At 72.4% G+C, this 19850-nt stretch carries 18 protein-coding genes; 13 read left to right on the top strand and 5 right to left on the bottom strand.

Annotation, left to right across the window (positions count from 1 at the left end):
- Nucleotides 1-109: 109 nt before the first annotated feature.
- Nucleotides 110-832 carry an SLATT domain-containing protein gene (locus SGA01_RS21555; RefSeq protein WP_229918255.1) on the bottom strand — a complete coding sequence of 241 codons (723 nt, stop codon included), beginning with the start codon at nt 830-832 and terminating at the stop codon, nt 110-112.
- 270 nt (nt 833-1102) lie between these two features.
- Between SGA01_RS21555 and SGA01_RS21560 the strand changes: the two genes are divergently transcribed.
- The 10 genes from SGA01_RS21560 to SGA01_RS21605 all read left to right on the top strand — a co-directional run bounded on the left by SGA01_RS21560 (nt 1103) and on the right by SGA01_RS21605 (nt 11960).
- A complete protein-coding gene (locus tag SGA01_RS21560) occupies nt 1103-1438 on the top strand; it encodes a YbaB/EbfC family nucleoid-associated protein (protein WP_079037530.1) in 336 nt (111 codons plus the stop codon).
- 80 nt (nt 1439-1518) lie between these two features.
- Nucleotides 1519-2118: a recombination mediator RecR gene (gene recR / locus SGA01_RS21565; protein ID WP_017240166.1), complete on the top strand. Its 600-nt coding sequence runs from the start codon at nt 1519-1521 to the stop codon at nt 2116-2118.
- Nucleotides 2119-2162: 44 nt separating this feature from the next.
- Nucleotides 2163-2822: a DUF5063 domain-containing protein gene (locus SGA01_RS21570; protein ID WP_055642666.1), complete on the top strand. Its 660-nt coding sequence runs from the start codon at nt 2163-2165 to the stop codon at nt 2820-2822.
- Between the two features lie 35 nt (nt 2823-2857).
- A complete protein-coding gene (locus SGA01_RS21575) occupies nt 2858-4855 on the top strand; it encodes an NB-ARC domain-containing protein (protein ID WP_141298078.1) in 1998 nt (665 codons plus the stop codon).
- Between the two features lie 30 nt (nt 4856-4885).
- Nucleotides 4886-5326, top strand: a complete 441-nt coding sequence (locus tag SGA01_RS21580; protein WP_218037845.1) for a hypothetical protein — start codon at nt 4886-4888, stop codon at nt 5324-5326.
- Nucleotides 5323-7242 carry a tetratricopeptide repeat protein gene (locus tag SGA01_RS21585; protein ID WP_141298079.1) on the top strand — a complete coding sequence of 640 codons (1920 nt, stop codon included), beginning with the start codon at nt 5323-5325 and terminating at the stop codon, nt 7240-7242. Before SGA01_RS21580 ends, SGA01_RS21585 begins: the two co-directional genes overlap by 4 nt.
- A 115-nt stretch (nt 7243-7357) precedes the next feature.
- Nucleotides 7358-8629 (top strand): aspartate kinase, encoded by a 1272-nt coding sequence (locus SGA01_RS21590; RefSeq protein WP_024760130.1) that lies wholly within the window; start codon nt 7358-7360, stop codon nt 8627-8629.
- Complete coding sequence (locus SGA01_RS21595; protein WP_141298080.1) at nt 8626-9693, top strand: aspartate-semialdehyde dehydrogenase; 1068 nt, start codon at nt 8626-8628, stop codon at nt 9691-9693. Before SGA01_RS21590 ends, SGA01_RS21595 begins: the two co-directional genes overlap by 4 nt.
- Nucleotides 9694-9957: 264 nt before the next feature.
- Entirely contained in the window at nt 9958-10686 is a 729-nt protein-coding gene (locus SGA01_RS21600) for a SigE family RNA polymerase sigma factor (RefSeq protein ID WP_141298081.1), read from the top strand.
- A complete protein-coding gene (locus SGA01_RS21605) occupies nt 10683-11960 on the top strand; it encodes a hypothetical protein (protein WP_141298082.1) in 1278 nt (425 codons plus the stop codon). The genes SGA01_RS21600 and SGA01_RS21605 overlap by 4 nt, the downstream gene beginning before the upstream one ends.
- Before the next feature lie 141 nt (nt 11961-12101).
- On the opposite strand, the gene SGA01_RS21610 is transcribed toward SGA01_RS21605, so the two are convergent.
- Nucleotides 12102-12842 (bottom strand): SURF1 family protein, encoded by a 741-nt coding sequence (locus SGA01_RS21610; protein WP_141298083.1) that lies wholly within the window; start codon nt 12840-12842, stop codon nt 12102-12104.
- Nucleotides 12843-12865: 23 nt separating this feature from the next.
- Nucleotides 12866-14710: a S9 family peptidase gene (locus SGA01_RS21615; protein ID WP_371866100.1), complete on the bottom strand. Its 1845-nt coding sequence runs from the start codon at nt 14708-14710 to the stop codon at nt 12866-12868.
- A gap of 62 nt (nt 14711-14772) precedes the next feature.
- Between SGA01_RS21615 and SGA01_RS21620 the strand changes: the two genes are divergently transcribed.
- Nucleotides 14773-15603: a class I SAM-dependent methyltransferase gene (locus tag SGA01_RS21620; RefSeq protein ID WP_141298085.1), complete on the top strand. Its 831-nt coding sequence runs from the start codon at nt 14773-14775 to the stop codon at nt 15601-15603.
- Nucleotides 15604-15622: 19 nt separating this feature from the next.
- Here SGA01_RS21620 and SGA01_RS21625 read toward each other — a convergent pair whose 3' ends face one another.
- Both SGA01_RS21625 and SGA01_RS21630 read right to left on the bottom strand, forming a co-directional pair.
- A complete protein-coding gene (locus SGA01_RS21625; protein ID WP_141298086.1) occupies nt 15623-15922 on the bottom strand; it encodes a DUF6191 domain-containing protein in 300 nt (99 codons plus the stop codon).
- 49 nt (nt 15923-15971) lie between these two features.
- Complete coding sequence (locus SGA01_RS21630; protein WP_141298087.1) at nt 15972-17003, bottom strand: Lrp/AsnC family transcriptional regulator; 1032 nt, start codon at nt 17001-17003, stop codon at nt 15972-15974.
- A gap of 312 nt (nt 17004-17315) precedes the next feature.
- Between SGA01_RS21630 and SGA01_RS21635 the strand changes: the two genes are divergently transcribed.
- Nucleotides 17316-18713 (top strand): tetratricopeptide repeat protein, encoded by a 1398-nt coding sequence (locus tag SGA01_RS21635; RefSeq protein ID WP_141298088.1) that lies wholly within the window; start codon nt 17316-17318, stop codon nt 18711-18713.
- A gap of 97 nt (nt 18714-18810) precedes the next feature.
- The gene (locus SGA01_RS21640; protein ID WP_141298089.1) at nt 18811-19818 is read left to right on the top strand and encodes a YdcF family protein; all 1008 of its coding nucleotides are present in this window, start codon (nt 18811-18813) and stop codon (nt 19816-19818) included.
- Nucleotides 19819-19850 lie beyond the last annotated feature (32 nt).

The following is a 19850-nucleotide window of genomic DNA, read 5'->3' on the forward strand; positions in this document are numbered from 1 at the left end:
CGCCCTCGGGGGAATTACCCCCGAGGCCTCCCCGCGGCCCCTTCCGGAGCCTCTGAGGCCCTCCAGAGCCCCTCGGGAGGCCCCTCGGAGGCCCGAAGGCCCCTGAGGCCTAGCGGGCCTCCGGGGGCCGCTGGCGCGGCATGTTCGGCCGGGTGCCGGGCGGCAGCGGGAAGCGGCCCGACGGGTGGGAGCTCTCCGTGCGCGCGGGCACCACGCCCACCGACTGGAGCATCAGCGGCGCCGGGCCCGAGCGGAACTCGACCATCCAGTCCGCGGTCTCCGCCCGTACGAGCTCGGTCACGTCCTCCGAGAAGCGGCGCAGCACGCCGAGACATCGCTCGGCGGCCTCGCTGGCCGTGCCCTCCGTGGGGCCCAGGACCTCGCGGACGCTCTCCGAGGCCCAGTCGAACTGGAGGGCCTGGAGACGGCGCTGCACGGCCTGTGCGGTCGCCACGTCCCTTATCCAGCCGGACGTCAGCCCGAAGTACCGGTCGCAGGCCAGGCAGGCCGCGCCGATCAGCAGCGACAGATAGCCCCAGCCGGCCGCGCCCTCGGCCGCCCCGGTCAGGTCGAGCAGCGGCAGCGCGGCGCCCGCGATCACGCCGGCGGCGGTGCCGAGCCGCAGGATCCGGGCGCCGCGGCGCTTCCAGACGCGGTCGGAGAGGTACCACTCCGCCGTGCGCAGGGCATTCGACTCGACCCAGCGGTACAGCTCGTCGAGCCGCTCGGCGGGCTCGCCCCAGTCGCCCAGGGGGAACGGCGTACCGGTGAGATCGCGGTCAGGCCGCTCCGTGACTTCCCCGTTCTCCCCGGACTGACCCGGTGGCTGCATGTCCGGCTGCTGGCTCACCGGGGGACTCCTCTGTTCAGCTCAGCGCGCGTGTCCTTCTGTGACGTGCGGTGCACGTGGTGCCTGCCCTTCCTACCGCCGAATGGTGGGCGATGGGCCCGGAATCCCGGGATTTCCGCCCGCAAGAGGGTGTTGATCAGGTAGAGAAGCCCGCAGTTTCTCACCCGAAAGAGTGATGGAGGCAGGGCGGGCGGCGAACACGTAGGCTCGGGCGTACCCGACATTCGGACGTAACGAACCTCAGGAGTGCCCGTGATTCCCGGTGGTGGCCAGCCCAATATGCAGCAGCTTCTCCAGCAGGCCCAGAAGATGCAGCAGGACCTCGCTCGCGCGCAGGCGGAGCTCGCCGCGACCGAGGTGGACGGGCAGGCGGGCGGTGGCCTGGTCAAGGCGACCGTCACCGGCTCCGGCGAGCTGCGCGGCCTGGTGATCGACCCCAAGGCGGTCGACCCGGAGGACACGGAGACGCTGGCCGACCTGATCGTGGCCGCCGTCCACGCGGCGAACGAGAACGCGCAGCAGCTCCAGCAGGCGAAGCTGGGCCCGCTGGCGCAGGGCATGGGCGGCATGCCGGGCCTGGGGTTCTGACTCGTACACCCCGTACACCTTCAAAGGCGCACTTCCAGCCACTACCGTAAGAATCAAGCACCCCCGAGAAGGGCGTTCCGTTGTACGAAGGCGTGGTTCAGGACCTCATCGACGAACTGGGCAGGCTGCCCGGCGTCGGTCCCAAGAGCGCGCAGCGGATCGCCTTCCACATCCTCCAGGCGGAGCCCACGGATGTACGGCGGCTGGCGCACGCGCTCCTGGAGGTCAAGGAGAAGGTCAGGTTCTGCGCGGTCTGCGGCAACGTGGCACAGCAGGAGCAGTGCAACATCTGCCGGGACCCGCGGCGCGACCTGACGGTCATCTGCGTGGTCGAGGAGCCGAAGGACGTCGTGGCGATCGAGCGGACCCGCGAGTTCCGGGGGCGGTACCACGTCCTCGGCGGCGCGATCAGCCCGATCGAGGGCGTCGGCCCTGACGACCTGCGCATCCGGGAGCTCCTCGCACGGCTCGCGGACGGCGCGGTCACCGAGCTGATCCTCGCCACCGACCCGAACCTGGAGGGCGAGGCCACCGCGACGTACCTGGCGCGGATGATCAAGCCCATGGGCCTGAAGGTGACCCGCCTCGCGAGCGGACTCCCGGTCGGCGGCGACCTGGAGTACGCCGACGAGGTGACCCTCGGCCGCGCCTTCGAGGGGCGGCGACTGCTAGATGTATGACGAGGACCGAGCCCACGCAGGTGCGCCCCGAGGAAGGCTTCTCGATGTCTGACGCCACGCTTCACTCCGTCACGCAGGACCCCGACGACTTCGCGGTCCAGATCGCCGACTCGATCGAGAGCTTCATCGTCGCGACCACGGAGGTCGCGAAGGGCGACGAGCCTGACAGCGCGGTGCCGTTCATGCTGCTGGAGATCTCGCAGCTGCTGCTCGCGGGCGGGCGGCTCGGCGCGCACGAGGACATCGTCCCCGACGAGCGGTACGAGCCGGACACCGGTCCGGAGCCGGACGTGGACGACCTCCGCGAGCGGTTCGCGGTCATGCTGGACCCGGTCGACGTCTTCTCCGAGGTCTTCGACCCGTACGAGCCGCGCAAGGCCCCCGTGCCGGCGCGGATCTCCGACAACATCGCCGACATCGTCACCGACCTCCGGCATGGCCTGGCGCACTACCGCGCGGGCCGCACCAGCGAGGCACTGTGGTGGTGGCAGTTCTCGTACTTCTCCAACTGGGGCCCCACCGCATCGGCCACCCTCCGCGCCCTCCAGTCCCTGGTCGCGCACGTCCGCCTCGACCAGCCCCTGGCCGAGCTGGACGGCCTCGACACGGACGAGGACCTGACGGAGGACGACCTCGCGGAGGAGGCGGGCCGCGTGATGCTGGAGGAGATCGCGGCCCCGCTGGGGCTGCGGTCGAAGAAGTAGAGGTCTGTGTCGTCCCCTCCTGCCATCATGGGCTGATGACTGGGGGAGCGGGCAGGGCCGACGCGTCCGGCGACCGTTCCGTCGCGGCGGGCGGGGGAATCGGGCGCGTCAACACCGGTGACTTCGTCACCCAGGTGGAGAACGCGACGCTGCTGCCGCCGGAGGCGCTCACCGTCTCCCCGGCAGGGCTGGTCCATCTCCCCGAGCGGACGCAGCTGTTCGTGGGCCGCGCCCGTGAACTCGCCCTGCTGGACGAGGGCGTGGGCATCCAGGTCCTCTGCGGGCTCGGCGGCATCGGGAAGTCGACGCTGGCGGCGCGCTGGGCGGCGGACCGGGTGGCCGACCACACCGTCGTCTGGTGGATCACGGCCGAGACGCCCGCCGAACTCGACGCGGGCCTCGCCGACCTGGCGCGGGCCATGCAGCCCGGTGTCGTCGGCGTCCTGCCCGAAGACGCCCTGCGCGAGCGGGCGTTGCAGTGGCTGGCCACGAACCACGACTGGCTCCTCGTCCTCGACAACGTCTCCACCCCGGCCGACCTCCGCCCGCTGCTGGCGCGGGTCGGGAGCGGCCGGATCGTCGTCACCTCACGGCGGGCGAGCGGCTGGCAGGACGTCGCGCGGACGGTGGTCCTGGACGTCCTGGATCCGGAGGAGGCGGCGGAGCTCTTCACCGGGGTGTGCGCCTCCGACGACGGACTCGGCCCGCTCTGCGCGGAGTTGGGTCATCTGCCCCTCGCGCTGAAGCAGGCGGCCGCGTACTGCGCGGAGGCCGGCATCACCCCGCGTACGTACCAGGGGCTGCTCGCGGAGTATCCGGGGGAGATGTTCGCGGCTACGGCGGAGGGCGGCGAGGCGGCGCGGACTCTGGCCCGGGTCTGGCAGGTGACCCTGGACCGGCTCACGGACACCCCGCGCGCCGCCCTCGTACTCCGGATCATCGCCTGGTGGGCGCCTGAGGGGATCCCACGCCGGCTCCTGGATCCGCTGGGGACACCGCTGGAGGTCACGGAGGCGGTGCGGCGGCTGGCCGCGCACAGCATGATCACGCTCAGGGGCGGGGAGCTGAGCGTGCACCGGCTGGTGCAGGCGGTGGTCAGGGCGGACCCGAGGGAGTCGACGGGGGTGGCGCGCGAGCTGGCCACAAGGGTGTTGCACGCCGGCATATCCCTCTCGGGGATCGGTGCGGATCGGCACACCGCGGTGCACGTGGAGGCGTTGGCCGGACACACAGCCCCGGCCGACGACACCGACGTGGCAGCCGAGTTGTTCGAGACGGTCGCCTTGTACCTCGGCAGGGTCACGGCCGCCGACCGGGCCCTGCCGCTGTTCGTACGGGCCCTGGACTCCCTGCGCAGGATCCACGGTCAGGACCACCCGCGGACGCTGGAGGCGCTGCAGATCCTCGCTCTGACCGTGGACATGTCGGACAACGGGGCCCAGATGGCCGCGGACATGCTGACGGAGGGCCTCGCGGGCCAGCTGCGTGTCTTCGGGCCCGACGATCCCCGCACGCTGGCGGCCCGCGGACATCTGGCCCGGGTGCTCGGGGCGAGCGACCCGGAGCGGGCGCATGCGTTGCTCCGGGAGAACGTCGAGCACTGCCACCGTGCCTTGGGGCCGATGCATCCGCAGACGATCTCTGCCCGGTACGACCTGGTGATCGGCTCCGCGTCCGCCACGGGCGCCGACGTGGCGGCGCTGGAGGAGCTCGTCGCCGATGCCGGGCGAGCGTCGCCCGAGGATCCCCTCCTGCGGGACAACATCAAAAGCTCCCTCATCATGCGGCTCGCGGTCGCCGGAGACACAGATCGTGCGCTTGTCCTCTCGGCGGAAGCCATCGAGGACTCCCACCGTCGCTACGGTCCCGAGGACTCGCGCACGCTCATGGCGCGCGTGGTCGAGGCCGACGTCCTCCAGCACGGCGGGCAGGCGGAACGTGCCCGCATCCTGATCGCCGCACTGCTGGAGGACTGCCTGCGGACCGTCGGGGAGTGCGAACTGACCCAACTTCTCCGTGTGATGCAGGCTTAACCTCCTGCGGAGCGCTGTCATCATGGGTGCATGGCAGCGCAGATACGGTCGAAGGCAGTGCTGTGGAGCGGTGCCGGCATCGGTGTCGTCGGGATCGGCGCGCTGATCGCCGTCGCGGTCACCGACCTCGGGAAGGCCGACCAGCTCGCGAGCGTCGTCGGCGCCGTGCTGGCGGCCGCCGGTCTCGGGCTCACCCTCTGGGGGCAGTTCGGGAATGGCGGCGTGACCACACCGGCCCCGACCGCCCCGGTCGTGACCGCCTCCGGCGCCGGTTCCGTCGCCGCCGGCGGGAACATCGGGTCCGTGGTGACGGGCGGCAGCGGTACGAGCCCGGCGCCCGCACCCGCACCCGCGGCACCGGCACCGGCCCCGGCACCCGCGCGGCCCGCCCCCGGCTCCGTCACCGCCTCCGGTGACCGGTCCGTCGCGGCGGGCGGCGACATCGGGAGTGTGTCCACGGGCGACGCGTGAGCGGGGACGTATCCGCCTCGGGGGACCGGTCCGTCGCGGCCGGTGGGGACATCGGGTGGGTGCACACCGGGGACCGGGTGACCGTGCTGCCGGCGGAGGCCCTCGGGCCGTTGGTCTGCCCGCCCGGACTCGTCAGCGTGCCCCGCAAGGCCGCCCACTTCGTGGGGCGCGGCGAGGAGGGCGACCTGCTCGACCGGGAGGCGGAGACCGTCGTGATCTGCGGCCTCGGCGGGGTGGGCAAGTCCTCGCTCGCCGCCCGCTGGGCCCTCCGGCAGGCGGCACACCGCAACCCCGTCTGGTGGATCACCGCCGAGAGCCGGGCCGACGTGGACGCCGGGCTCGCGGCCCTCGCCGTCGCGATGCAGCCCGCGCTGATCGACGTACTCCCGCAGGAGGCCCTGCGCGAGCGGGCGTTGCAGTGGCTGTCGGCGCACGACGGCTGGCTGCTCGTCCTCGACAACGTCACCGACCCCGGAGACGTGGCCGATCTGCTGGCCCGGGCCGGCCGCGGGCGGGTCGTCGTCACGAGCCGTACGACCGACGCCTGGTACGGGATCGGGCGGGTCCTCACGCTGCCCGTCCTGCCGGCCGCCGAAGCCGTCGAGCTGTTCACCCGCGTCGCCACCCACACGGGCCCCCGCGACACGACCGGCGCCGAGCGGCTCTGCGAGACCCTCGGCCAGCTGCCGCTGGCCGTCGAGATCGCTGCCGCGTACTGCGGCCGCACGGCCACGCCCCCGCTCGCGTACCTGGCGGAGCTGGGCCGGAGCGGCGGCCCCGGCGACGCGGAGGAGGCCGTCGCCCGCACCCTGCGCGTCACGCTCAACCGGCTGTCCGCCACGGTCCCGTACGCGTCGGGGATCCTCCGGATGGTCGGCTGGTTCGCCCCCGACCGGATTCCCGCAATGCTCCTGCCGCCGTTCCCCGGCACCCGGGAGGCGCTCGGGGAGCTGGCCGCGCACAGCATGATCACCCTGCACGAGGACGGTTCGGTGTCCGTCCACCGGCTCGTGCAGGCCATCGCCCGCCGTCCGCCGCCCGGGGGCGAGCGCGAGTGGCCAGGGGTGACCGAACGGGCCCGCAGGCTCGCGCAGACGGCGTTCGGTCACGCCGCACCGCTGGACAGCGTGGAGCCGGCCCACTGGGAGACGTGGCGGGTGCTGGTGCCGCACGTCGAGGCGTATCTGCGGCACACCGACCCCGCGGAGGACAACGACGCCCTGCTTCCCGTACTCGGCGCCGCGGGCGCGTACCTGAGCCTGAACATGCGGTACGAGGAGGCGGCCGACGTGTACGAGCGCACGCTGGCCGGCTGTGAGCGGCTGTTCGGCGCGGACGATCCGGCCACCCTCGGCCTGCGCGGCGCACTGGCCGAGACCCTCGCCTCGGCGGGACGCGCGGACGAGGCGATCGAGGCGGCGGCCGAGCTGGTGCGGAGCATGACCGACGTGCTGGGGCCCGACGACACGAACACGCTCAAGGCGAGGTGCTGCCTCGCGACGGCCCATGTGAAGGCCGGGCTGATCCACAGGGCGGTCTCCCTTCAGGAGAGCGTGCTCGTGGACATGGCCCGCGTCCTGGGCGCGAAGGACCGGGAGACGCTGCTGGCCTGCTCCGAGCTCGCCGGGATCTACCGGGCCGCCGACCGGATCCACGACGCCCTCGCGCTGGGCGCGCACGCGGCGGCCGTGATGAGCGTCGTCTTCGGCGAGGAGGACCTGGACACCCTGATCACCCGGATCAACCTGACCGGGCTGTACGCCGGAGCGGGGGCGACGGACCGGGCCCGCGCCGACTACGCGGAGCTGCTGGCCGTCTGCGTACGCCTCCTCGGCGACGACCATCCGTACACCGTGCACGTACGCGACGCCCTCGACGCGCAGGGGCCGGACGGCGCCGCGCAGGGGTCGCAATGATCACCCAGTGAGCTTCGAATCTCACCATGCGATATCACGCGGGCCTTTTCCGGTCCCTCGTTAGACTGAGCCGATCGCAGCGCCGGCTGCGGCACACACTGAGCGAGGAGCGCACGTGGGCCTTGTCGTGCAGAAGTACGGAGGCTCCTCCGTTGCCGATGCCGAAGGCATCAAGCGCGTCGCCAAGCGGATCGTGGACACCAAGAAGGACGGCCATCAGGTCGTCGTCGTGGTTTCCGCGATGGGCGACACGACGGACGAGCTGATCGATCTCGCCGAGCAGGTATCCCCGATCCCTGCCGGGCGAGAGTTCGACATGCTGCTGACCGCCGGAGAGCGGATCTCCATGGCCCTGCTGGCCATGGCGATCAAAAACCTGGGCCACGAGGCCCAGTCGTTCACGGGCAGCCAGGCAGGTGTCATCACCGACTCGGTCCACAACAAAGCGCGCATCATCGATGTCACGCCGGGCCGGATCCGTACCGCCCTCGACGAGGGCAACATCGCCATCGTCGCCGGCTTCCAGGGTGTGTCCCAGGACAAGAAGGACATCACCACCCTGGGTCGTGGTGGTTCCGACACGACCGCCGTGGCGCTCGCCGCCGCGCTCGACGCCGAGGTCTGCGAGATCTACACCGACGTCGACGGTGTCTTCACGGCCGACCCGCGCGTCGTGAAGAAGGCGAAGAAGATCGACTGGATCTCCTTCGAGGACATGCTGGAGCTCGCCGCCTCCGGCTCCAAGGTGCTGCTGCACCGGTGCGTCGAGTACGCGCGCCGCTACAACATCCCGATCCACGTCCGCTCGTCCTTCTCGGGACTGCAGGGCACGTGGGTCAGCAACGAACCGCAAGGAGCCCAGAAGGTGGAGCAGGCCATCATCTCGGGTGTCGCCCACGACACCTCCGAGGCGAAGATCACCGTTGTCGGCGTGCCGGACAAGCCGGGTGAGGCCGCGGCCATCTTCCGCGCCGTCGCGGACGCCGAGATCAACATCGACATGATCGTGCAGAACGTGTCCGCCGCCTCCACGGGCCTCACGGACATCTCCTTCACCCTCCCCAAGGCCGAGGGCCGCAAGGCTCTCGACGAGCTGGAGAAGGCGAAGAGCGCGATCGGTTTCGACTCGCTCCGCTACGACGACCAGATCGGCAAGATCTCCCTGGTCGGCGCCGGTATGAAGACGAACCCGGGCGTCACCGCGGACTTCTTCAAGGCGCTCTCCGACGCGGGCGTGAACATCGAGCTCATCTCGACCTCCGAGATCCGCATCTCGGTCGTCACCCGCGCCGACGACGTCAACGAGGCCGTGCGCGCCGTCCACACCGCCTTCGGTCTGGACAGCGACTCGGACGAGGCCGTCGTCTATGGAGGCACCGGCCGATGACGCCGAAGCCGACGCTCGCGGTCGTCGGTGCGACCGGAGCCGTCGGCTCGGTGATGCTCCAGATGCTCACGCACCACGCGGACGTCTGGGGCGAGATACGTCTGCTCGACACCCCGGGGGCGGCCGGCTCCAAGGCCGCCGTCCGCGGGGTGGAGTGCGAGGTCCTCGCGCTCGACGAGGACTCCGAGGAGTCCCTGGACGGCGTCGATTTGGCGCTCTTCCTCGTGCCCGAGGAGGTGGCCGCCCGGTGGGCGCCCGTCGCCGTCGCCAAGGGCGCGGTCGTCGTGGACACCTCCGCGGCCTTCCGGGGCGACCCGGACGTGCCGCTCGTCGTCCCCGAGGTCAACGCCCACGCGGCGCGCGTACGCCCCCGGGGCATCGTCGCGAGCCCCGGCTGCACCACGCTCGCGCTGATCGCCGCCGTGGGCGCGCTGCACGCCGAGTTCGGGGTCGCCGAACTGGTCGTCACCGCCCAGCAGGCGGCGAGCGGCGCCGGTGCCGGACAGGCGGGCGTCGACGCGCTCCGCGCGCAGCTGGGTCTGGTGGCCGGCGACGGCGAACTCGGTACGCAGCCCGGCGACGTCCGACGGGCCGTCGGCGAGAACTCCGGACCGTTCCCCGGGCCCCTCGCGCTCAACGTCCTGCCCTGGTCGGGCACGGCCGGCGAGGACGGCGCCTCCTCGGAGGAGGAGCGCGTCCGGGACGAGACCCGCAGGGTCCTCGGCCTGCCCGGGCTGCGGATCGCCGCGACCTGTCTGCGCGTCCCCGTCGTGAGCGGCCACTCCGTCTCCGTCCACGCGCGTTTCGAACACCCCGTCACGGTCGGGCGTGCGCACGAGGTCCTGGCGACCTCGCCGGGGGTCGTGCTGTACGACGATCCCGCGGCGGGCGACTTCCCCACCCCGGCCGACGTCGTCGGCACCGATCCCGCGTGGGTCGGACGGGTGCGGCGCTCGATGGACGACGAGCGCGCCCTCGACTTCTTCGTCTGCGCCGACAACCTCCGCAAGGGCGCCGCGCTCAACGCGCTGCAGATCGCGGAATCGGTTGTCACGGATTTGTAGGATCTGTGAAGGCGCTGTGAGCAAAAAGGCGTCAGATACCTCTTGAACTGCGGTGATTCCGTGTTCGACGATGCTCTTCCCCCGCGTTGCAACCACGAGTTGGGCGGGGCGCGTCTCTGCGTTCACTCACCATCGTGTGGCGCGGAGCACGCTGCGAAAGCGGGGCATCGGGGGAGAACGGTTACGCATGAGGACAAACGGGTCACCGTCGATTTCGGTGGCGAACGCGTACAACCCTGGCGGGGGGAGGCGTGTCCAACAGGCGTGGCAGAGGTACTCGACATCGCGACCATCGCTCCGCTGCGCGGCGCGGGCACAGCGGTGCTCCCCGTGCGGAGCGCCGCCGTCATCCCCGTACGCGGTTCCGTGGTCCGTCCGTTCGGTCGGCCGCGAGGGCCCGGCGGGATGCCGGTGATCGCTCCCGTGCCCGCAGGATCCCGCACAAGAGCGGTGGACGGCATCCCGTCTCCCCGCACGAGCGCTGAAGGGGACATGGCCGCCGGCACCACCGTCGACCACCTGACCGAGACCTACCGCGCCCACTACCGGTCGCTGCTCGGCCTCGCGGCGCTCCTCCTCGACGACACGGCCTCCTGCGAGGACGTCGTCCAGGAGGCGTTCATCCGCGTCCACTCGGCCCGCAAGCGCGTCCGCGAGCCCGAGAAGACGCTCGCCTACCTGCGCCAGACCGTCGTGAACCTCTCCCGGTCCGCGCTGCGCCGCCGCATCCTCGGCCTCAAGCTGCTGTCCAAGCCGATGCCGGACATGGCCAGCGCGGAGGAGGGGGCGTACGACCAGCTGGAGCGGGACGACCTCATCAAGGCGATGAAGGGCCTGCAGCGGCGGCAGCGCGAGGTGCTCGTGCTGCGGTATTTCGCGGACATGACGGAGGCCCAGGTCGCCGAGACGCTCGGGATATCGCTGGGATCGGTGAAGGCGTACGGTTCGCGAGGCATCGCGGCGCTGCGCGTCGCGATGGAGGCGAACGCATGAGCCACGAGAAGGACGAGCCCCGCGCCGAGCGCGAAGCCCGTGCGGCCGAGCGCGACGCCCGTGATGAACGTGACGACCTGAGTGGACGACGGATGCTGAACATCGAGCCCGGTTCCGAGCCTGATGCGGAGCCCGATGCGGAGCCCGACCCAGGGGCGGACACGGATGCCGACAGCGGGCTCGGCGACGAGCTCGCGCTGCGGCGGCTGCTCCACGGCGCGGTCGCGGGCCTGGAGCCCACCGCGGGCTCGCTGGACCACCTGCGCCGTGCCGTGCCCGCGCGACGCGCCCGCAAGCGGCAGGCCGTCGTCGGCGCCGCCGCTGCCGCCGTCCTCATCGGGACGGCCGTGCCCGCCTTCGTGCACGTCGCGAACTCGGGCGGGATCACCGCCGCCAACCCCGTGAACGCGGGCCACGGCCAGGACGCCCAGGGCGGCACCGGAGCCGAGACGGGCGTCGAGGGCGGGAAGACCTCCCAGTCCCCGGCGTCCCAGGTCTCCCCCAGCCAGGCCGCGGCCGACGGGGCCACGGGCAAGCCCCAGCAGTCGGGGAGCGGCACGAGCACCCAGGGACCGCAGGTCACGCAGAACCCGGTGCCCGGCGACTCGCCGCAGTGCGAGCCGGGTCAACTCGGCGTCAGCTCGACCCAGACGAGCGGCCCCGACGGGTCGGGGAGCGTGTACGGCACGTTCCGCGTCGCCAACGTCTCCGGGCAGAGCTGTGTCGTCGACGGCAGCGGCATCGTCAGCTTCGAGGCCAGGGGCGCCGCCGACCCGGGCAAGATCTCGGTCATCCGGCACACCGCCGGCGACGGCAGCGGTCTGCCCGATCCCGCGCAGGAGGCCACCGTGCTCCTCCTGAAGCCCGGCGGCTCCTACGAGGTGCGGTTCGCCTGGCTGCCGAGCGAGACCTGCCCGACGTCCGGTGGCACCCCGACGACCGCGCCGACCCCGACGACGCCGACGACCCAGCCGACCCCGACCGAGCCGACCCCGACGGTTCCGCCGACGACGGTTCCGCCGACGACCACGCCCCCGACGACGGAACCGGCCACCCAGGACCCCAGCGCGGGGACGGGCGGCACGGACACCGGGACCGGTACGGACGCGGAGGGCGGCGTCGCGCCGCAGCTGCTCCAGGAGGACGGCACGCCGGCGGACGGCAGCGTCTCGGTCAGCCACACGGCGGAGCCGGGCGGCCCCGTCGCCGTGGCGACCGTCCCGAACGCCTGCGCCGGCACGATCTACCGCACCGGGATCCTCGCCGGCCCCTGAGCGGAACCGGCCCCGAGCGGAACCGGCCCCCGAGCGGAGCCGGCCGCTGACCGCGGACACGGGAAAGGGCCTGGAGGCCGGCGATCGGTCCTCCAGGCCCTTTCTCGTGGGCGCATGCCCTGGGCGTTTCCGTCGGGCCCCCTAGAGGCCCAGTGCCTCGTCCCGGGAGGCCTCCGCCTCACGGCGCGCCAGGCGGAACCACATGAAGAGCACGAAGCCGGCGAAGACGAACCACTCCGCCGTGTAGCCGAGGTTCTGGAAGGCCTTCACGTCCAGGCTCGTCCCTGCCGCGGCGGACGCCGGGACCGGTGTGAGACCGGCGGGGGAGTCGGTGAGGGTGATCCAGGCGTCGTAGACGTCGTCCGTGACCACGTTCACCAGGGCCGCCGCGCTGATCATGCCGAGCTGGCCCTCGGGCAGGCCGCCCGCCGCGTGGGCGCCCTTCGTCCCGGGGTTCTCCGAGGCCTGGAGCGCGCCCACCACCGTGACCTCGCCGGACGGCGGGGCCGGGGCCTTCGCGCCCGTGGGGAGCCAGCCGCGGACCACCGGCAGCGACCGGCCGCCGTCCGTCTTCAGCAGCGTGAGGACGTACGAGCCGGTCCGGCCGTCCAGGTCGCGCTCCGGGACGAGGAACTGCTCCCCGAACCGCCCTCGCGCCTCGGCGGACCGCCCCGAGGTCTCCTTGTCGACCGGCAGGAGCGTGGCCAGCGGCGCCGCCTTCAGCGAGCTCGCGGCGGGCCGCTGCTCGGCCTCCTGATGGGTGTCGACGCGATCCTCGAACTTGCCCAGCTGCCAGGTCCCCATGAACACGCAGAACGGGATCGCCAGCAGGACGAAGACGTTGATCCCCCACCAGCGGGGCGTTGTCAGGAACCGGTACACACCCCCACGGTACGCAAGCGGGCTCAGGCTCCCGACGGCCGGGTGCCCAGGTGCTTCGCGGCGAAGGCCAGGTCCAGGGCGACCTGCTTGATCCGCTCCTCCACGACGAGCGAGCCGTGGCCCGCGTCGTACCGGTACACCTCGTGGACCGCGCCCCGGGCCGCGAGCCGGTCCACGTAGTTGTCGATCTGCCGGATCGGGCAGCGCGGGTCGTTGACGCCGGCCGAGATGTGGACCGGCGCCTTCACCGCGTCCACGTACGTCAGCGGCGACGAGGCCGCGTACCGCTCGGGCACCTCCTCGGGCGAGCCGCCCAGCAGCGTCCGGTCCAGCGCCTTCAGGGCCTCCATCTCGTCCTCGTACGCCGTGACGTAGTCCGCGACCGGGACCGCCGCGAGACCGACCGCCCAGGAGTCCGGCCGCGTCCCGAGACCGAGGAGCGTGAGGTAGCCGCCCCACGAGCCGCCGGAGAGGACCAGCCGCGTCGGGTCGGCGAGGCCGCTCGACACCGCCCACTCGCGGACCGCCTCGACGTCCTCCAGCTCGATCAGACCGACCCGGTGCTTCAGCGCGTCCGTCCACTCCCGGCCGTACCCCGTCGAGCCCCGGTAGTTGACCCGCACCACCGCGTAGCCGTGGTCCACCCAGGCCGCCGGGCCCGAGGCGAAGGCGTCGCTGTCGTGCCAGGCGGGACCGCCGTGCACCTCGAAGACCGTGGGGAACGGCCCCTCGCCCTCCGTCGGGCGCTGCACGAGCGCGTGGACCCGGCCGCCGGGCCCGTCCACCCACACGTCCTCCACCGGCACCGAGGGCGGCGCCTTGGGGCCGGGAGGGTCGAGGACGACCGAGCCGTCCGTGGAGCGCACCACCGGCGGCTCGGCCGCCGAGGACCAGAGGTACTCGACGCTGCCGTCGGGCCGGGCCGTCGCCTCCGACACCGAACCGGCCGGGGTCTCCACCCGGACCAGGGCGCGCGTGGCGATCTCGTACCGGAAGAGTTCGCTGCGGGCCTCGAAGCTGTGCACGATCAGCAGTCCGGAGCCGTCCGGATACCACTCGGCCGACACGTCGCCCGGCAGGTCGAGCCGCAGGTCGGTCTCGGTGCCCGCTGCCACGTCCCAGAGCATCGGCTCCCAGCGGCCGCGCCGCTGGTGTCCGACGAGCAGCCGGGAGTCGCCCGCCACCGGCGCGAAGCCGAGGACCGCGAGCCCGAGCTCCTCCGTGCCGCCCTTGGTGTCGTCCAGCTCGGCCAGCACGCTCGCGTCGGCGGCGCGCAGCACCCGCAGCGCCGAGTGCATCGCGTCCCCGTGTTCGGTGTGCTCGATCGCGATCAGCGAGCCGTCGTGCGAGAGGTCGCCGACCCCGGCCGACTCCCGGTGCCGGTAGATCTCGACCGGGGCGCCGGCCCCCGGGCGTACGAGATGGACCGTCGAGCCGTCCTCGTCCGTGGAGCGGCCGATCACCAGCGTGCCCTCGCGGCCGATGGCGAGGCCGCCCGGGTAGGAGGCGTCGAGGCCCGGCACGGCGGGCTCGTCGGCGCCGCCCGCGAACGGCTGGCGCATCCACACCCCGAACTCGTCCCCGTCGGTGTCCGCGAACCACCAGATCCACGCGCCGTCGGGGGAGAGGGTGCCGTCCGTCGTGCCGTTCGGCCGGTCCGTGACCTGCCGCTGCTCGCCGCTCACCCGGTCCCAGGCGTACAGCTCGTACGTCCCCGTGGCGTTGGAGACGAACAGCGAGCGGTCCGGGGCCTCCTCGGCCCACTCGGGCAGGGAGACGCGCGGTGCGCGGAACCGCTGCTCCCACACCGGGGTCTGCTCCCACGCCGGGATCTGGGTGAAGTCCTTGCTCTCAGTCATGACACCCATGATGCGCCGAGCGGCCGACAATCCGGTCGCGTCGTCCGCAACCTGTGGATAACCTCGCCGACATGTACTCCCCGACCCCTGAGGACTGGCGCGAGGCGAATCGCGCACGCTGGGACGAGCGCGTCCCGATCCACGCCTCCAGCGCGTTCTACGACCTCGACTCCTTCCGCACCGGCAAGGACGCCCTGCGGGACTTCGAGCTCGCGGAGGTCGGTGACGTCACCGGACGCTCCCTGCTCCACCTCCAGTGCCACATCGGGCTGGACACGCTCTCCTGGGCCCGGCACGGCGCCGCGCACGTCGTCGGCCTGGACTTCTCCGAGCCGGCCGTCGAGACCGCCCGCTCGCTCGCCGCGGACCTCGGGCTCCCGCAGGACCGTGCCGCCTTCGTCGCCGCCGACGTGTACGACGCGGCCGGGGCCGTCCCCGACAACGCGTACGACATCGTCTACACCGGTGGCGGGGCGCTGAACTGGCTGCCCGACATCGAGCGCTGGGCGGAGACCGCCGCCTCCCTCGTCACACCGGGCGGCTTCCTCTACGTGGCCGAGTTCCATCCGCTGACCGACTCGCTCGACGACGAGACCGGCACCCGGATCGTGAACGACTACTTCATCCGCGAGCCGTGGGTGGACACCGCCCCGGGCACGTACGCGGACCTCGACGCCGACACCGTCCACAACCGCAGTGTGGAGTGGGTGCACCCGGTCGGAGAGGTCGTCACGGCGATCGCGCGGGCGGGCCTGAGGATCGAGTTCCTGCACGAGCACGACGCCTCGCTGTATCCGCGCTACGGCGCGCTCCAGCGGCACGAGGACGGCTACTACCGCTTCCCGGCGGACCGTCCCCGGATCCCGCTGATGTACTCGATCAAGGCGTCCCGCCCGGCCTAGGCAAGGCGTCCCGCCCGGCCTAGGGCCTGTCCTTCGCACCGATCCGGATGACGGCGCGCCCACCCTTCAGATCCACCGTCGAGTGGTGCGGCGGGGCGCCGTCCTCCTCGTCGTCGCGCATCACCAGGGCGCTCTGCCGCTCCTTGAGCTCGTTCTGCTTGCCCTGCGAGAACGTCGCGTGCAGCTGCTCGAAGCCCGTGGAGGAGACCTGGCCGGTGCGCTTGCCGCGCCCGGTCGCCCGCAGCAGCTGGTCGGCGAAGGCGACCACGGTCAGCAGGATGACGAGGCCGGGCAGTGTGACGAACACGGCGAACTCCATGCCGCCATCAGAACACGCGAGCCCGTGCGGCGGAACGGGCCGACCGGCCTCAGATCGTCACGTCGGGCCGTATGTGGTGGGTGCGCCGACCGTCCGGTCCGAGAACCTGCGCCCCGATCTTGCGGGTGCGCAGTGAGACCTGGGTGCCCGTGATCCGCAGCGTGGGGGCGGCCCGTACGAGCGTCGACGTCATCTCGTGCAGCTCCTCGACCGTACGGAGCCACGTCGCGATCGCCAGGTTGTGCGGCCCCGTCACCGAGGTGATCAGCAGGGTGTGGCGCAGCCGGGACAGCGCGGCCACCGTCGAGGACACCTCAAGGGGCTGGACGTCGGCCGTGACCAGCGCCCACACCGGGCGCCCGGAGAACCTCGGGGCCGGCAGGCAGTGATGGTGCAGCGCGCCGGCGGCCATGAGGGCGTCGAGCCGGCGCCGTACCGTCGACTCGCTCGTGCCGCACTGCCGGGCCAGCTCGGCGGCGCTGCGGCGGGCGTCCCCGGCCAGCTCCGCGACCAGTGCGCGGTCGAGGTCCGTGAGGGACATCCGGGGGCGGGCGCTCTGGCGGGGCCGCTTCTCGCCGCCCGTGACGTCCGTGAGGAGCCGGACCTGCCCGGGGGCGAGCTGTTCGATGCGCGAGCGGTACGGGCGGTTGTGCAGCCGGGTGACGACCTGCGTGCGGGAGCGGAGCACTCCGGGCAGGCGGCGCACCCGGCCCGCGAGGTAGACGTCGAGGGCGTAGAGGTCCGGGCAGACCACGAGCAGCACCAGGTCGGCCTCGCCGGTCACCTGGTGGACGCCGAGGGTGTACGGATCGTCCGTGAGCTCGATCGCGGTCGCGTCGGCGGCACCCGCGGCGCATTCCAGCTCGACCCAGGCGTACAGCGTGGAGTCCCTGCTGCGGGCGACGAGCAGCGAACTCCAGGCCCAGCCGCCCTCGGTGAGGTGGTCCCAGCGCCGGGCGAGCGTGTCGGGGCTCGACCCCAGGACGGCCGAGAGCTGTGTCCAGCTTGCGCGCGGAGCGAGCTGCAATGCGTGGATCAGCGACAGATCCGGCTCTCCCAGGACGGATTCCCCGGTATGCATATGCCTCCTTGGCCGATCCCTGGGAAACCGTGGGTATGGGCACCAGGGCGCCCCAGGATGTGGACTGGGGCATATGCATTCAAGCCTTGGTGGCGATTGTTCGCCATTAAGGCTGGCATAAGTCACAGACATGGACAGGAACAGGACAGGACAGAACGGGACAGGGTGGTACGGGGGATGGAATCCATGGGGCACATGGGGAATCCGAAGAGCCCGCGGAATACCAGGAATACGAGGAGCGCGCACAGGTCGAGCAGTACGCGCAGGACGAGCAGTACGAGCGGTACGAGGGGGATGCCGGAAAGCACACGCATGGCAGGGGCCACGACGGAGTCGCCGGAATCGGAGCTGCTGTGGGGTGAGCCGGTCAGTCCCGACCAACTGGCCGCCGCCGAGCAGGGCTACGAAAGCTGCGGCGCCGCCGAACGCCTCCTGTGGGAGCGGCTCTCCGTCTTCGAGGGCGCCTTCGGCCGGGAGGCCGTCCAGGAGGTCTGTGCCTCCGGCACGCTGCCCTCGGGGGAGATCCAGACGGTCCTCGACCGGCTCTCCCCCCTCGCGCTCCTCCCCGTCGACGACCTGTTCGACGGTGAGGACGGCGCCCCCCGCTACTGGATGCCGCACCCGATGCGGGCCGTCGGCGCCCGCCGCCTCACCGCACGCGGCGACCGCTGGGCCGTCCTCCTGCACCACCGGAGGTGGTGCGTGAAGCTGGCCCGGCAGGCCGCCGACTGGTGGCAGAGCGGTCGTCAGGTCGACGCCAGGAACCTCGCCCTGAGAGAACTCCCCGACCTGGCCGCCGCGATGGACCCGACGACCGCCCCGCTCTCGCCGAGCGCCGAGGCCGACACGTCCGTCGAGATCGCGGTCTCCCTGTGGTTCCTGTGGGTGGCCTGCGGGCGGGTCGCCGAGGGCCGGACCCGGCTGCGGCACGCCCTCTCCCTGCACTTCGGCCCGACGCCGGCCCGCGCCCTGTGGCTCGCCGCCTATCTGGAGCTGGAGTCGGGCCGCCCCGAGGACGCCGACCCGCTGCTCGTCCAGGCCTGGGCCGCGGCCGTACGCGACGGGGACGACCGGTGCCTCGGGATGCTGGCCCATCTGCGCGGCGCGACCGCCCTCTTCCAGGGGCGTACGCGTGAGGCGGCGGCCGAGTTCCGGGAGGCGCTCGCCCTCATGGAGGAGCGCCCGGAGTTCGGGCCGAGCCGGGAGCTGTGCTGGGTCGCGCTCGCCCTGACCCTCAGCCGGACCGACCCGGAGGCCGCGCAGGAGGCCCTGGACCAGGCGGTTCTCGACACGGCGGCCCGCCGCGCCTGGACGGGGCGCGACCTGTGGGCCGATGCCTGGGCGCACCACGCGCGGGCCGAACTCCTCTCCTGGGACGGCGAGCGCGAGCGGGCCGCCGAGCACGCCCGGCGCGCGCTCCGCGCCCACCTGTTCCTCGGGACGGCCGTCGGGGCGGCCTGCGCGGCCGAACTCCTCGCCCAGATGCGGGTCATGGTCGGCCGGATGACCTCCGCCGCCCATCTCCTCGGCGCGGCCGACCTGTTGCGGGCCTCGGTCTTCGAGGAGACGTACCGCCCGGCTGAGTACTGCGCGACCTCGCGCGACCGCAGCGAAACGCTCCTGCGGGGGCTGCTCGACGACCGGGAACTGCGCCGCGCGTACGAAGAGGGCGCCCGACTGGGCCTGTTCGCCCTGGCGGGAGAGGAGTGAACGCACAGGAGCAGCGGCACCGGAGGAGACGTACCGGAGCAGCGGCGCCGGAGCAGTGACACCGGCGGGTGTCGGTCCCGATGCCTACGATGTCGGAATGATCGCCTTCGTCGTGGCCGCAATCTTCCTGCTGCTCTTCGGGGCCGGGGTGCTGCGCGACCGGCGCCGCTTCGGCAACGCCGTGTACCTCGGCCTGGCCGTCACGTTCCTCGGGCTCGGCCTCCTCGCGGAGATCGACGCCGCCCCGCCCGGCATCTCCGAGACCGTGATGATCCTGGTGCTGCTCGTGCTGGGCCTCGGCCCCGTCGTGCTCGCCGTGCTGCTCTGCGCGAACGGCGTCAAGATGGTCCGCAAGGAGGGCAGACGCCCGGCGAACCTGCTCTCGCTCCTCGCGGGCCTCGGCATGTTCGGGGTGATGGGCCTGATGGTGGCCGCGGCCGTCACGCACTCGGAGGCACTGGGCCTGATCGCCGTCACCACCCTGCTCGTGGTCGGCTACGTCTCGTTCCTGTTCCTCTGCTTCGTCGGGTACGCGTACCTGTACGGACGGATGAGGCTCCGCCGCGACGCCGACTACGTCGTGGTCCTCGGCTCCGGGCTGATCGGCGGCCGCCGGGTGCCGCCGCTCCTCGCGAGCCGCCTGGACCGGGGCCGGCAGGTGTACGAGACGCTGGCCGCGCGCGGCGGGGACGCGCCGGTCCTCATCACCTCGGGCGGCCAGGGGCCCGACGAGGCGCTGCCCGAGTCCCACGCCATGGCCGACTACCTCGTCGAGCGGGGCTTCCCGGCCGGGGCGGTCGTGCGCGAGGACCGCTCGCGCACGACCGAGGAGAACATGCTCTTCAGCAAGGAGCTGATGGAGCGGGACCGCCCCGGCTCCTCCTGCGTGATCGTCACCAACAACTTCCACGCCTTCCGGGCCGCGCTGATGGCCCGGCGGGCGGGGGTGGACGGCCAGGTCGTCGGCTCGCCCACCGCCGCCTACTTCTGGCCGTCGGCGACCATGCGCGAGTTCGTCGCCGTCTTCCTCCAGTACAAGGTGGTGAACCTCGGGATCTGCACGGCGCTGATCCTGCTCGGCGTACTGGCGTGGTTCGTCCGCTGACCGCCCGGCGCGCTCCGGGCCCGGTGAGCCCC

The sequence above is a fragment of the Streptomyces gardneri genome, from assembly GCF_006539185.1.
GTDB classification, from domain to species: Bacteria; Actinomycetota; Actinomycetes; order Streptomycetales; family Streptomycetaceae; genus Streptomyces; species Streptomyces gardneri.